Source organism: Vreelandella maris (assembly GCF_013371085.1).
In the GTDB taxonomy this organism is placed as follows: domain Bacteria; phylum Pseudomonadota; class Gammaproteobacteria; order Pseudomonadales; family Halomonadaceae; genus Vreelandella; species Vreelandella maris.
On the sequence record NZ_JABWCV010000015.1, the window covers coordinates 42,702 to 56,069 of the forward strand.

The following is a 13,368-nucleotide window of genomic DNA, read 5'->3' on the forward strand; positions in this document are numbered from 1 at the left end:
GAAGCGACAAAGAAGCACCCAATCAACATCCAGGCCTGCATGACAGCCGCCTGGATGATTGACCGTGGACGATAGTGAGCGTTAACGGGTCATGGCCTCGGGCAGGTAGAGCGCGATACCGGGAAAGAGATGCATTAAGGCAATCGCCAACAGCATCAGCAGGAAGAACGGCAGCGTGGCCTTGGTAATGGTCAGAATATCCTTACCCGTCAGCCCCTGAATCACGAACAGATTGAAGCCAACCGGCGGCGTAATCTGCGACATTTCGACGACGATCACCAGATAGATGCCAAACCAGATCAGGTCAAACCCGGCGGCGCTCACCAGCGGCATGATAATCGCGGTAACCAGCAGAATCAGCGAAATACCATCAAGAAAGCAGCCCATGATTAGCAGCAGCAAGGTGAGTGCGATCAACAGCATGGTGGGTGAAAGCCCCATTTCACCAATCGCCTGCGCCAGCTTCATCGGCACCTGGGTGAAGCCCATGGCCGAAGTCAGGAAAGACGCCCCCGCAATAATGAAGGCGATCATGCAGGCGGTACGCACAGCGGCAAACAGCGAGTTCTTGAATATCTCGCGGTCAAAGTGACCATTGAAGCGGGCAATCACGATCGACAGCACCACACCGACCGCTGCTGCCTCCGTGGGTGAGGCCAAGCCACCATAGATCGAGAAGATGATGCCGCCGATCAGCAGCAGAATGGGCACCAGCGACCAGGTGTTGCGCAGCTTTTCCCCAAAACTCATGCCTGACTCATCTTCACCGGTCAGGCCTTCGCGGTTACCTTTCAATAGCGACCACAAAATGAGATAGCTCATGAACATCGCCAGGATCATCAGGCCGGGGCCGATGCCCGCCATAAACAGTCTGGAGATCGACTGCTCGGTGACCACGCCGTAGACAATCAGCACGATGGAAGGCGGAATCAGCAGCCCTAGCGTAGAGGCGCTGGCCAGGGTGCCAATCGCCATGTTGCTGTCGTAGCCACGCCGCTCGAGTTCCGGCAGCGTCATTTTGCCCACCGTTGCGCAGGTGGCAGCCGAAGAGCCGCACACCGCGGCAAACATACCGCTGCCAATGATGTTGGTATGCAACAAACGCCCCGGCAGGCGGTTTAACCAGGGCGACAGGCCGCGGAACATATTATCGGCGAGCCCCGACCGAAAGAGTATCTCGCCCATCCAGATAAACATGGGCAGCGCGGTAAGGTCCCACCCATAGCTGGCACCCCAGAAATCAGAGGCCAGGATAGAAGCTGGTGAAAATGAGCTGAAGAATTCGAGTGCTATCCAGGCAGTACCAATCAGAGCGAAGGCGATCCATACCCCGCTCCCCAGTAACAGCACAAGCGTAAAAATGGTGGCGAGACTTAGTAGCAGCACGAGGAGCTCTCCGATTTAGGGGGCAGGTGAGTGAAGGTCGCCATTTAGTGACCCTCGCTTTCATCGGGGGCCGTCGCTTCGCGGAAACTTGAAGGGTCGCGAATGGCAATACGCACCGCCATGAACAGGGCTTCAGCCAGCGCCAAGCACAGCAGCCCTACACTGGTCGCGAGTACCAGCTGGGGAATCCAGAGCGGAATCGACACAAATCCTGAAGAGACATCGTTGTACTGGATGCTCTCGCGCGCCAGCCCCACCAGGCCATAACTAAGCATCAGGCTGATCGCCAGCGCAATGATGAGGCCAAACACTTCAAACCACACACGAATGGCCGGCGGCAAACGGGTAATCAGCAGCGTCACACGAATATGAGCGTGATGCACAAAGGTGTAGGCCAAGCCCAAAAAGGTCGCGCCGACTAATAAGTAAGACGCAATTTCTGAAACGCCGGTAATACTCAAGCCTAGTCGGCTCAAGCCAACCAGCACCAGCAGGGCATCTACCAGGCGGAAGGTTACCTGGAGCGCGATCAGCGCACAAATAGCCACCATGCACGCCGCCGCACCCCAAGCACCGAGGCGATAGAGTTTGTCGAATTTAAACGTCATGTTCGCAGCCTCGTGAAGCGCGCGGGAAAGGCAGGGACGGAGACGTTATCCCGCCCCTGCAAGAAACATTGAAGCCGGTGATTAACTGTCGCGTTGCTCGCGGTAGTTTTCCAGCGCCTGTTTGGCTTCATCGTCGGCACGTGACTGCCAATCTTCAAACAGCTCATCACCAGCGGCTTGCAGCGCCTCGGAAATAGCATCGTTCGGCTCAGAAACCGAAATACCGTTCTCTTCTAAGGCATCCAGGCTTGCCTGGTTATCTTCGCGGCTCATCTCCCAACCACGTTTTTCAGCCTCAGCGGCGGCTTCCATCAGGGCTTCCTGGGTCGCTTCATCCAGGCCATCGAAACTGCGCTGGCTGATGAAGACAATGTTCTTGGGCAACCACAGGTTAGCGTCGGTGTAGTCGGTGACATAGTCCCAAGCCGCCATAGAGTTCCCAGTGGAGCTCGAGGTAATCATGGCGTCCACACGGCCAGTGCTGAAGGCGGTGGGGATATCAGACTCTTCGGTTTCAGTGGGGCTACCGCCCAGGTTGTCGACGAAGCGCTGGGTATTGATGTTGGGTGCGCGCACGCGCAGACCTTCAAACTGTGCAGGATCGGTAAGCGGCTCTGATGTGTAGATCCCTTGTGCAGGCCAGGCGACCGCGTAGAGCGGAATCAACCCTTCATAGGCGAAGAGTTCGGTGATCATGGGCTTGGTGGCTTCCCACAACGCATAAGCATCATCGTAGCTGCCTGCAACCCCCGGCAGTGTGTCCACTTCGAAAATGGGATCATCATTGGAAAGTACAGAAAGGAAGACTTCGCCCGCATCGATAGTGCCGCGACGCACAGACGGTTTGATCTCTCCGTGTGCCACAAGAGAACCACCGCTATGCACGGTAATGGTTAATTCGCCGTCCGTCGCCTCGGCGACATCTTCAGCAAACTGCTTGGTGTTTTGGGTGTGGAAGCTGGCATCACCGTACGGAGTGGCCATGGTCCACTCTGCGGCGTGCGCCGTGACCGTTAAACCGCAGGCGGTGGCTAGAAGCAGTGTGGAAGTTAATGTCTTGCGCATTGTGAGACCCTCTTATTTCTATTAATAGTATTGTGCTAACCGTATGGTGCTAACAGTGTGGTGCTTTGGTGGTACCAGAGGAGGCGCGGGTGGTAACCCAACGCCCGGAGAAAAGTGTTGTGGTCATATCGGCACGGCGCGCTTGCGCATAGCGGCAGGCACACTCTTGGGCCAGCCGGGCAACGCCGCGACAAAAGCGCGGATGGTTAGCGTGGCGCCATATCACATCATAGTGCATCGCCGGTAACGGCACCGGCAGTTCAAGCCGGTAAAGCTCCCCTCGCTGCCACTCTTCCAGCACAGTGGCCACCGGCAGCGCGCCGATCCCTAACCCCTCCGTGGTCATACGTACAATCGTCATCAGCGTACTGACGCTATGAATACGTGGGCTGGCTACGCCCTGCTCGGCCAGGTAATTCACCAATTCTGTATAGGGACGCGCCAGCTTGCCAAAGGAAATAAACGGCAGTTGCCTGCCCCAGATGTCGGCACTTTCGCTGAGCAACGGCACGTGTCGGGGTGAGACAAACATGCCCATCTCATAAGGACTCAACGACTCATAATCGATCTGCTTCTGGGGTGAATATCCGTTCATCGCCAGCACGATATCCAGCTCGTTGCCGAGTAGCCGCTCATTGAGCACCGGTGAGTAATCCACTGTTAGCTCGATAGTCAGGCGTGGGTAGCGCTCGGTGAGCCTGCGCATAAACTCGGGAAACCAGCTATGGGCAATCGTTTCAATCGTGCCGAGCCGCAATGGTGCAGAAAACGCCTCTTCATCATCGAAAAGCCTCATTGCCTCGTCACGCTGGTTCAGCATTCGCTCAGCGTGCACAAAGAACTCGCGGCCCCGCATGGTGGGCTGAATGGGCCGGGCGGCACGCTCTAGCAGCAGCTCCCCCACGGCGGTTTCAAGACGTGAAATACGCTCAGAAACTGAGGGCTGGGTCAGGTGCAAACGGGTCGCCGCCTTACGGAAGGAGCCCAGCCTCACCGCCCATACAAACGCCTCAAGTTCCTTAAAATCGAGCATAGTGACACGCCTACGAATGACTTTTGAGAGTGACTAAGCGCCGTCTTGCTGGCACGCAGCGCTGATTGCTTTGTGCTGATGCTCGTGAACACAAGATCACTATGCAACTTCGAGACCATCTTCGGCAGTGCTGTTTCACCAACGTTATTATCACGCCCCGCCCTTACTGTGATAAGCGTATCGTGCCCAAGCGTCAACCATTTTTCCACCAAATAACAATATGATAGAAGCACCCGATAGTTAGTATCGTCAAAAACGATTGGCACTGAGCTTGCCGTGTTCATATATTGGTGGTGGATTACAAATTAGCTTCAGCCAAGTCAACGCATCCACTGCATCAACGACAGGAGTCGCTATGGCCATCCCCCTGCTTAATTGCGATATGGGCGAAAGTTTCGGCAACTGGACTATTGGTTTAGATGCTGAGGCGATGCCTTATGTCGATTGCGCCAACATCGCCTGCGGCTTCCACGCGTCTGACCCCCATGTAATGCGACGCACCGTCAAGCTGGCGGTACAAAATGACGTACGCATTGGCGCGCATCCTGGTTACCCGGATTTAATGGGGTTTGGGCGCCGTTCCATGGCCTGCTCGGCCGAAGAAGCGGAAGACATGGTGCTCTACCAGGTCGGCGCCCTGGCAGGCATTTGCCAAGCCGAAGGCGCACGGCTCAGCTACATCAAACCCCACGGGGCGCTGTATAACGACATGGCTGCCAACCCGGCGCTGCTTGAAGGCGTCATGCGCGCCGTGCGTGCATATGACGCCAGCCTGCCGCTAATGATCATGTCGACCGCCAATCCCGAGCCGCACCGCGAGCTAGCCGCTAAATTGGGTATTACCCTGTGGTTTGAAACCTTTGCCGACCGCGCTTACGACGCCAACGGCCACCTGGCTTCGCGCCGGTTACCCAACGCCGTGCACCACGACCAGAATACCATCGTTAACCAAGCGGTAATGCTGGCCAAAGGCGAGCCGCTCACCGCACTCGACGGCACACCGCTACAGTTAGCCTGCGACACGCTCTGCGTTCACGGCGACAACCCGGAGTCCGTGGCGGCCGTGCGCGCCATTCGCGAGGCCTTTCAGGCGCTGGAGAAAGCGTGAAACCAGGCATTGAAACAACACAAATTGAAGCGATCCGCATTAAAATTCGCATTGAAACCGCCGCCATGGATGCCTTGATGGTGCGACTGTTCGACACCATCGACGAGGCCAACATGGCTTGGGTGATCGCCGCCGACCAAGCGCTGCGCTGTGCTTTCGGGGCTGCCTTGATTGATTTAGTGCCCTCCTATACCACACTGCTAGTCCATTACGACTGCCAGCAAATGAATCACGCCGAGGCGCTCGGTCTGATCAATAAGACGCTTTCGGGCCTCGAACCTGCCGACACCCAGGCGGGGGAGCTGCACGATATTCCCGTGTGGTATGACGAAAGCGTCGGACCCGAGCTGCCCCTGGTCGCTAAACGTGCAGGCTTGAGTGTCGACGAGCTGATCCAGCAGCATTGTAATCACGACTACTGCGTGTTCGCGCTGGGCTTTGCCCCCGGCTATGGCTTTATGGGCCTGGTAGACGAAGCGTTGGCAACGCCACGCCTGAAAACGCCGCGTCGTAAGGTAGCCGCTGGCAGCGTCGGTATTGCCGACCGGCAAACGGCGATCTATCCGCTGCTTTCGCCGGGTGGCTGGAACATTCTGGGCCGCACCAATGTGCCGCTATTCGAATACGCCAAGCGCGGTGAACCACTGTTTCGCCCCGGCGATAAGGTGCGCTTTAGAGCGATCTCCCGCGAAGAGTTCGAAGCGGACGGTGGCGATACGACGCCCATGGAGGAGCGGCCATGAGTCACGCGGCTAACAATGATGCATCAAAAGGGCTGGTGGTTAAGCAGGCAGGCCCGCTGGCGCTGATTCAAGATGCCGGGCGATTTGGCGTTGGTCATTTAGGGGTTACCCAGGGCGGCGCTGCCGACTGGATTTCATTTCGCTGGGCCAACTGGCTCTTGGGTAACGCACCCAACAGCGCCGCGCTGGAAATCGTCATGGGCGGCGGTTTGAGCTTTGAAACTGAAAGCGAAGTGCGCCTCGCTCTGACCGGCGCCGACCTGGATGCCCAACTGGATGGCAAGCCACTCGCGCCCAACGCAAGCTTTACGCTACTGCCCGGCCAGCGTTTGGTGTTTCGCCAGCCGCGCCAGGGCCTGCGCGCCTATCTCGCCTTTCCAGGCGGGCTGAATGCACCGGAAGTGCTGGGCAGCCGCGCCTGTACTGCCCGCGAGCAATTGGGCGGCCTGCACGAAGATGGCAAACCGCTAAAAGTGGGCGACCGGTTAACCTGGAAAGGCGCCGCTCCGACGGTTCGCCGTATTGCGGCAGGCCAAGGCCCGCAGATGCCAGCATCAAACTGCCACCTACCCATCGTGCTCGGTTCACAAGTCGCCGCCTTCAGCGGCCGCTCACTTTTCCAGGCCTTCAACCAACCATGGACAGTGGATAACCGTGCCGATCGTATGGGCGTGCGGCTGACCGGCCCTGCCCTGCATGGCACCCTAACGGGGATTATTTCCGAAGGCATTCCGTTGGGGGCGGTACAGATCCCGCCTGATGGCCAGCCCATCGTACTGATGAATGACCGCCAGACCATTGGCGGCTACCCGCGTTTAGGCGCTCTCACCCCGATTGCTTGCGCCACTCTGGCCCAGTGTTTGCCCGGCACCCAAGTGTGGCTGACACCGGTCAGCGCCAGCCAGGCGCAAGAGGATTACCGCAAGCAGTTAACGGTTTGGCGTTAAACCTAAAAAGCCCCCGAGCGGGGGCTTTAGTCAGTAACACTCATTATTGAAGTATTAGCCTCTAGCCATCTGCAGCTCTTTAACGACAATATCACCATCAATGACAACGGGTTCATCATCGAGAAATAGGGAGCAGTTGCGCATAGGAATATCCAAATGGCAGGCAGTATCGTTAGACCCACCCAGCTCGCTGTTCGGGCCGGTGGAGAACATTACGTTGCCATAAAAGCTGCGCGGCTCCATCCCCATGCCACCCGGGAACTCCCCCGGCACCATGCGATGCCATTTAGCGTTCGGGTTCATGCCCCAGCCCACATGGCTCATGCCCATGCCGCGCGGGTCGTTAAAGCTATCCATATAGGACTTCACTAGCTCCGCATCCAGCCCACCGCGTATATCGGTAATCCAGCCCTTTTCAATGGTGTAGGTAATGGGCTCTCTGACATACATGTTCTGGGGGAGCAGAATGTCGCCCGGCGCAACGACAATGGTGCCATCAACGCCATCGTCATCACCGCCGGTAAAGACAAAACCAGAGGGCCAGTGATCCCAACGCCCCGGTTCGTCGGTACAGGCATACTCAGCAACCGTCTCATACGTATTCAGTTGGTAGGTGACATCCGTGCCATGGGGCGAGGTGATGCGCATCACTTTGGCTTTTTCCAGCAGCGCGGCGGCTAGTTCAACCTTTTCCCTTAGCTCCTTGGTGGGCAACATTCTGGCCAGCAGTTCTGGCGGTTCAACCGCCGTTAATATGCGCGTACCCGCGGCTTGGATCGCCATTTGTTCGGGAGAGAACAGCAGGAAAATACAATCGATCAACATGTCGCAGTTTTTAAGCGCTTCCACTGCATCGGGCATGCTGGCAAGCCCCGTTGCCCCCACGGCCCAGCCACCGGTAGGTAACGGCGCGGGTAACCGCATGTGGTACATATTGGCGCCTAAACGCTGCCCCGCCGCCATAAAGGCATCCGCATAATCAAGGCGTTCGCTGCCCTGGGTCAGCACGACGAGTTTTTCGCCTTCATGTACGCCGGACATTTTTAGCTGATGGAGGCAAATTTCAGCAAAGCTTGCGTGATCCATAAAGTCTCCTAACTCCCCAGGCGAAAGCACAGCTATAGCGTTCCGGGAAGTGTTAGCTGAGAGCGCTCGTGCTCGCCTTTGGGCACACCAAGCGCTCTAGGGTGTTATCGGTTCAAAGCTGAACGTCAATTAGGCAGCCGCCTCTTTCGTCGCTTGCTCTGTGGTAGTACGGCGCTTTTTACCCAGCTCTTCCGCGATGGCGGTAAAGAAGGCGTCCGAAGAGGCTTGATGAGGTTTGGTCATAAGGCTCACGCTAACAAACAGCACGCTAGCGACCACAATGCCCCAAACGCCAGCAGGCAGGCCCAGCAGCGAATTGCCAGTGGCATACATCAGCAGTACAAAGGCGCTGGTGCCCACCACGCTTACCAGTGCACCGACGCCAGTACCGCGCTTCCAATAGAAGGCACCGATAAGTGCGGGCACCATGGCTACCAGACCAGAGGAAGCAGCCACCGACAGCACCGCAATAAGGTCAAGCTGCAGCTCGGCAAAGGCCAGCGCCATCAGTGCAATCACCGGCACCACGAACTTGCCCACCAGCAGTTGGCGCTTTTCACTGACGTTCGGTTTAACGTTCGCATAGACGTCGCGGGAAACCATGGACGCCAGGGTCAGCATGATCGAATCGATAGTAGAGACCGCGGCGGCCATGATGCCGATCATTACGATCACCCCTAATACTGGCGGAACAAACTCCGAGGCCAGCAGCGTGGGCGTGGCTAAATCTGCACTTGCAAGACTTGGGAAAGCAGCTAAGGCAGAGAAACCCCACAGTACGGAGACCATGGTGTAGATAAAACCAAACACCAGGAAGCCAATCAGCATGTGGCGCATGGAGCGCAGCGAGGAGGGCATAAACAGGCGTTGACTGACCTGTGGGTTGGAGATACTAAAGAAGAACCAGGGAATGGTGAGCCCCAGGAAAGTGACAAAGCTGAACAGGCCAGGGCCAGGCACCGTGAGTGACTGCGGATGTTCCGTTGCCAGCGTATCGAATAGTGCGCCGAAACCACCCAAGCCCTGGATCACCAGGAAGGCCACCAGGGTTGAGGCAACAATCATCATGATGGCCTGGAGCGAGTCGGTCCACATCACCGAACGAATCCCCGCGATATAGGAGAAGAAGATGGCGATCACCGTGGCCAGCACCACCCCGGTAGTAAAGGTAATCGCGCCATCAGTAATCCCCTGCAACAGGTAACCGACACCCGCGAGTTGAACGGCCGAGTAGGGAATCAGGAAGATACAACTGGCAATCGAGACAGCCATGGCCACATGTTTGCTGTTGTAGCGGTGGCCCAGCATCTCGCTGGGCGTCACATAGCCGAACTTCTTGCCGACTGCCCAGAATTTGGGACCGAAAACAGCCACCAGAGAGACACCGGCGAAATAGATGATTTCAAAGCCTAGCGCGCCAACACCGCCGGCATAGGTAAGACCTGCCAGGCCCACCATCATAAAGGCACTATACGTCGTGGCACTGTAACTCAGCGCCGAGACAAAGCCGTTCATTTGTCGGTTACCCAGGAAGTATCCCGACATACTTTCGGAAGGACCTTGGCGAGACATAATCGCAATGCCAATAGCGATCAATAAGTAGATGGCAATGGACCACCAGATGAGTGACTCAGTCATTGCTGTGCTCCTCAAAATCTTTAGTGATAAACACATTCAGCGCAATGATGGCCAACCCTGCCAACATCCAGAACAGGAAGCTGCCGTACCAGAACGCGACCCCGCTCAATAGGGTGTAAGGCACTAAATAGCTCAGTAAGACGACGGCCCATACTAGCCATATCCATTTACTGCGTTTCATAATCCACCTCGTTTTATTACGTCAGGGAGTAGAGTGAGTGTTGTTGTGGTGAGGCTGGCGTATATCTGCAATACGTTGTTTTACTTTTTGCCAAGGCGCTTTCTCTGGGGCAAAACGCGCTCGGAGATAGGTCGTCAAATCAGCGACCTGGGTATTACTAAAGCTGTCGGCAAAGCCTGGCATGCTACCAATACCTGGAACGTGTTCGGCGTGAACACCGCCCAAAATTGACTGAATAACGTTATCGGGATGATCGCTGTGCAAATTGGTATTCAGCGCCAGATTAGTGCTCGCCCTCGAAAAGGTAGGAACGCCAGAATCGACATGGCACGCCGCGCAGGCGCCCTCGAAGAGCCGCTCCCCTGCCTCCATTTCTGTTGAGCCAACGGCTGCACTGGTCACGCGCTGCGTAGCGTCCGCCACAGCCGCATCGCTATTACCTGTTGGCGCCTGCATCTGGGCGGCCACATAGTGGGCAATAGCCCGCACATCGTATTCAGGCAGCTCAGCCAGCCCCGCTACCACCGGGGCCATAGGGCCAGAGGCAACGCCGTGAAGCTCAGATTCACCGTGGCGCAGATAGTCGTAAAGCGATGTTTCACTCCACGGGATCGGCGCACGCGACAGCGAATTAAGCGGTGGCGCTTCCCAACCATCTACAAAGGCACCGGCAAAATACGCCTCGCCGTTTTTCTCAGCCCCCATAGCATTGCGGGGGCTATGGCAGGCGCTGCAGTGGCCTAGCCCTTCGGCAAGGTAGGCTCCCCTGTTATACAGTTCACTTTGCATGGGGTCAGGCTGGAAAGGCGTTGCATCGTGATAAAGCGTATTCCAGCCCGCCATTAAGCTGCGCACATTGAAAGGGAAGGTGAGCGCATTGGCGGTCTTTTCAGTCGACACGGGAGGCTGAGCCATTAAGTAGGCGTAAAGCGCCTGTAAATCGGCATCACTGGTCTTGGCAAACGCCGTATAGGGGAACGCGGGATAAAGGTGGCTGCCATCGCGGCTAATGCCGTGGCGCATGGCGCGCTCAAAGGCTGCGTAAGACCACTGACCAATCCCCGTCGCCTCATCCGGCGTAATGTTCGTGCTGTAGAGCGTCCCGAAAGGCGTCTCAAACCCACGCCCGCCTGCATTGGTCACGCCACCTTCTGTGGTATGACACGCCGCGCAGTCACCTGCAGCCGCAACGAGTCGTCCGCGCTCAATGGTCTCAGCGGAATAAAGGTTGGCGGCTGGCCGTGAGACAGGCGCAATGGCCCCTTTCCACGGCCATGCCATGGCCGCAGTGCCCGCAATGGTGGTGAACGCTGCTGCGGCTAACCAGCGCCGTTTCGTTGACCGAGGCGGTTTCAATTTAGATGGGCGCCCTGCCTCCTCGGTGGACGAAGCTTCGAGTGCCTGGCGCACGCGCTTGGCGGTAAACGGTGGTTGGCGAAAACGCAGGCCAGTGGCATCAAAAAGCGCATTGGCTATTACCGCAACACCCGGCGATAGCTCCGCACCGGTTAATACGTCTTCACCGGCGGTTTGATTAACACCTTCCTCAACAGGGCTTGGCGAAGAAGCGGTGGTTGGTAATCCTGCTGAATATTCACTTTTAGTCAGCGTACGACTGCCGTCACCCCATTCGTCGAAGCTGGGCGCCTGCCCCAAAAGGGGGCGCGCTTCACCCAAGACCCGGGCCTGTAGCGTTTGCTGAAGGCGATCAGTATCCACATCAGAGCCGACATCCTGACCAACTACCAAACGGGTAAGCTGAACATCGCCGGTAACACGATTGACTTCCACATCGGCAATCCAGGCAGAGCGCACTCCCGATTCCACGCGTTGTTCGCGGTCAGGTAGTTGGGAGTAGGCAAAACCCCGCCCGCACAATAGTTCCTGAGGTAAAGAGTCCGCTGATGGATTGAACGCCCTTTGCCACTCGGCCCGTTTAGCAACGGACTCAATCAGCTCTATGCCACGCGCATCGTCAAGGTGGCGAAGTCGCAGCGCGACAGGGTCTTGGTCACTCTCGCGGGCAACCTCATCTAAAAAAGATTCCCGAGCGAACGTCTGCTGTATACCCATCAAGGTGGAATTGGTGGAGAGCGAGTCTGGCTGGGAGCGTGCGGCAAGGTATTGGTCGCGAAATACATAGGGCGAGAACGGCGTTGTGTCTTGCTCGCCGGTGGAGGCCTCAGCGCTAGACGTTGTTATCGCGGCCCTACCACTTAACAACAACCCTACGGCAGCCACCTCACCAGTGAGATTGGCCTGCTGATAGTGATAACGGGCTATCTCACCACTACTGGCAATATCCGCGTTTAGGGTAATTCGCTGTGCTTGGCCCAATGCATGAACATCTTTGGCGTAGCGGGCATCGAGCCAAACGGCTACCGGGCCACCCACCGTCCGCGACATCAACGCCGCATCCACGGCGGCATCGTCACCGCAATGGCGACCCAACCCTGAGGCCTGATTTGATGCGTGTTTACCATCGGCGCTGTAAAGCTCAATCTGGCTAATATCCAGCGCGGTTAACCGGCTTAGATCCTGTTTAAGCGCCGCTGGGGTGACAGTTTGCCCCCACACACTCAATTGTTGGTCGCAACACTCGGCAGTTACCCAGCTGGGGTGATTGCCCCAGCGCATGCGACTCGGCCAGCTATACGCATGATTCGAGTGCATGTACGACTGGCTAGGCTTAACAAGAGGCGATTCAGAGGGCTTTTGATCGCTATAAGTAGCTTTTCCGGGTGCCTGTTGAACGGCCTGCCACTCAACCTTCAGTTGTTTAGCGGCATCGGTCGCCAAGGCCAAACTATCGGCAACCACCCCCACAAAATTCCCTTCCACCACGACTTCAACAGATTCAGATATTGAGGCAATGCTGCTGCTATCGACGCCAACTAAGCGATCACTCTCAAAACGCTCACCATTCCACCAGTAGTAAGGTGGACGCACGACAACACCAAAACGTGCCTGCGCTAGCAGCGCGGGAATGCCGGCCTGTTTTTGCTGGCCATGGAGCATCGACCCTTCACTCATGAGGAGCCTCCTGCAACGCGGCCGCGTTAATGACGACGGCACGCTCCGCTGCCTGCAGAATTTCAACATGGGTGCCACATCGACAGAGGTTATGCTCTAAAGCGGTGCGAATCTGCTGCGCAGAGGGTTGGGTATTATGATTTAGCAGCGCACGAACAGTGATGATCATACCGTTCAAACAGTAGCCACACTGGGCTGCCTGAGCATCGATAAAGGCTTGTTGTACAGGGTCAAGCTCACCGCCCTGGGAAAGACCATCAAGGGTGGTTACCTCATGGCCAACGGCAGCGGACACGGGCAGCACGCAGGTGCGTGCGGCCATGCCATCAATCAATACGCTGCATGCCCCACACTCACCCAAACCACAGCCATACTTAGGCCCATTGAGCGCCAGGTCGTTACGCAACACATTGAGCAATGGTGTCTGCGGCGGCACAGCCAGCTCGCGTTCTTGCCCATTGATAGTTAGCTTTAGCGTCATAGGGGATCATCATCGTTATTGTTAAGCCCGCCCTCTTGCTCTGGATAGGGCTTGGATAT

General features: G+C 56.8%; 12 protein-coding genes. 3 read left to right on the forward strand and 9 right to left on the reverse strand.

Annotation, left to right across the window (positions count from 1 at the left end; translation table 11 throughout):
- Positions 1-81: 81 nt before the first annotated feature.
- From HUO07_RS13845 to HUO07_RS13860, 4 genes are all read right to left on the reverse strand, one after another.
- Positions 82-1,386, reverse strand: a complete 1,305-nt coding sequence (locus HUO07_RS13845; protein ID WP_176304074.1) for a TRAP transporter large permease subunit — start codon at positions 1,384-1,386, stop codon at positions 82-84.
- 44 nt (positions 1,387-1,430) lie between these two features.
- Positions 1,431-1,994 carry a TRAP transporter small permease gene (locus HUO07_RS13850; RefSeq protein ID WP_008957459.1) on the reverse strand — a complete coding sequence of 188 codons (564 nt, stop codon included), beginning with the start codon at positions 1,992-1,994 and terminating at the stop codon, positions 1,431-1,433.
- Positions 1,995-2,075: 81 nt separating this feature from the next.
- Positions 2,076-3,059, reverse strand: a complete 984-nt coding sequence (locus tag HUO07_RS13855) for a TRAP transporter substrate-binding protein (protein ID WP_176304075.1) — start codon at positions 3,057-3,059, stop codon at positions 2,076-2,078.
- Positions 3,060-3,108: 49 nt separating this feature from the next.
- Positions 3,109-4,092 carry a LysR family transcriptional regulator gene (locus HUO07_RS13860; protein WP_176304076.1) on the reverse strand — a complete coding sequence of 328 codons (984 nt, stop codon included), beginning with the start codon at positions 4,090-4,092 and terminating at the stop codon, positions 3,109-3,111.
- Between the two features lie 355 nt (positions 4,093-4,447).
- Here HUO07_RS13860 and HUO07_RS13865 point away from each other — a divergent pair, with 355 nt between their 5' ends.
- From HUO07_RS13865 to HUO07_RS13875, 3 genes are read left to right on the forward strand one after another with little or no spacing between them, the layout of a single operon-like run.
- Positions 4,448-5,200 (forward strand): 5-oxoprolinase subunit PxpA, encoded by a 753-nt coding sequence (locus HUO07_RS13865; protein WP_176304077.1) that lies wholly within the window; start codon positions 4,448-4,450, stop codon positions 5,198-5,200.
- 38 nt (positions 5,201-5,238) lie between these two features.
- Positions 5,239-5,943 carry a 5-oxoprolinase subunit PxpB gene (pxpB, locus tag HUO07_RS13870; protein ID WP_176304124.1) on the forward strand — a complete coding sequence of 235 codons (705 nt, stop codon included), beginning with the start codon at positions 5,239-5,241 and terminating at the stop codon, positions 5,941-5,943.
- Complete coding sequence (locus HUO07_RS13875) at positions 5,940-6,890, forward strand: 5-oxoprolinase subunit C family protein (RefSeq protein ID WP_176304078.1); 951 nt, start codon at positions 5,940-5,942, stop codon at positions 6,888-6,890. The genes pxpB and HUO07_RS13875 overlap by 4 nt, the downstream gene beginning before the upstream one ends.
- Positions 6,891-6,944: 54 nt before the next feature.
- On the opposite strand, the gene HUO07_RS13880 is transcribed toward HUO07_RS13875, so the two are convergent.
- The 5 genes from HUO07_RS13880 to HUO07_RS13900 form a co-directional block, all read right to left on the reverse strand.
- Positions 6,945-7,976, reverse strand: coding sequence for a 2,5-dihydroxypyridine 5,6-dioxygenase NicX family protein (locus tag HUO07_RS13880; protein WP_176304079.1), 1,032 nt, complete (start codon positions 7,974-7,976; stop codon positions 6,945-6,947).
- A 129-nt stretch (positions 7,977-8,105) separates the two neighbouring features.
- Positions 8,106-9,614 (reverse strand): sodium:solute symporter family protein, encoded by a 1,509-nt coding sequence (locus HUO07_RS13885; RefSeq protein WP_176304080.1) that lies wholly within the window; start codon positions 9,612-9,614, stop codon positions 8,106-8,108.
- Entirely contained in the window at positions 9,607-9,795 is a 189-nt protein-coding gene (locus tag HUO07_RS13890) for a hypothetical protein (protein WP_176304081.1), read from the reverse strand. The genes HUO07_RS13885 and HUO07_RS13890 overlap by 8 nt, the downstream gene beginning before the upstream one ends.
- A 21-nt stretch (positions 9,796-9,816) precedes the next feature.
- A complete protein-coding gene (locus tag HUO07_RS13895; RefSeq protein ID WP_246286649.1) occupies positions 9,817-12,828 on the reverse strand; it encodes a c-type cytochrome in 3,012 nt (1,003 codons plus the stop codon).
- Entirely contained in the window at positions 12,821-13,309 is a 489-nt protein-coding gene (locus HUO07_RS13900) for a (2Fe-2S)-binding protein (RefSeq protein ID WP_176304083.1), read from the reverse strand. Before HUO07_RS13900 ends, HUO07_RS13895 begins: the two co-directional genes overlap by 8 nt.
- Positions 13,310-13,368 lie beyond the last annotated feature (59 nt).

Excerpts from the sequence above, each read along its gene's own strand:
- HUO07_RS13850 (WP_008957459.1), bottom strand. The coding sequence starts at position 1,994 with ATGACGTTTAAATTCGACAAACTCTATCGCCTCGGTGCTTGGGGTGCG.
- HUO07_RS13855 (WP_176304075.1), bottom strand. The coding sequence starts at position 3,059 with ATGCGCAAGACATTAACTTCCACACTGCTTCTAGCCACCGCCTGCGGT.
- HUO07_RS13860 (WP_176304076.1), bottom strand. The coding sequence starts at position 4,092 with ATGCTCGATTTTAAGGAACTTGAGGCGTTTGTATGGGCGGTGAGGCTG.
- HUO07_RS13865 (WP_176304077.1), top strand. The coding sequence starts at position 4,448 with ATGGCCATCCCCCTGCTTAATTGCGATATGGGCGAAAGTTTCGGCAAC.
- HUO07_RS13875 (WP_176304078.1), top strand. The coding sequence starts at position 5,940 with ATGAGTCACGCGGCTAACAATGATGCATCAAAAGGGCTGGTGGTTAAG.
- HUO07_RS13880 (WP_176304079.1), bottom strand. The coding sequence starts at position 7,976 with ATGGATCACGCAAGCTTTGCTGAAATTTGCCTCCATCAGCTAAAAATG.
- HUO07_RS13885 (WP_176304080.1), bottom strand. The coding sequence starts at position 9,614 with ATGACTGAGTCACTCATCTGGTGGTCCATTGCCATCTACTTATTGATC.
- HUO07_RS13890 (WP_176304081.1), bottom strand. The coding sequence starts at position 9,795 with ATGAAACGCAGTAAATGGATATGGCTAGTATGGGCCGTCGTCTTACTG.
- HUO07_RS13895 (WP_246286649.1), bottom strand. The coding sequence starts at position 12,828 with ATGAGTGAAGGGTCGATGCTCCATGGCCAGCAAAAACAGGCCGGCATT.
- HUO07_RS13900 (WP_176304083.1), bottom strand. The coding sequence starts at position 13,309 with ATGACGCTAAAGCTAACTATCAATGGGCAAGAACGCGAGCTGGCTGTG.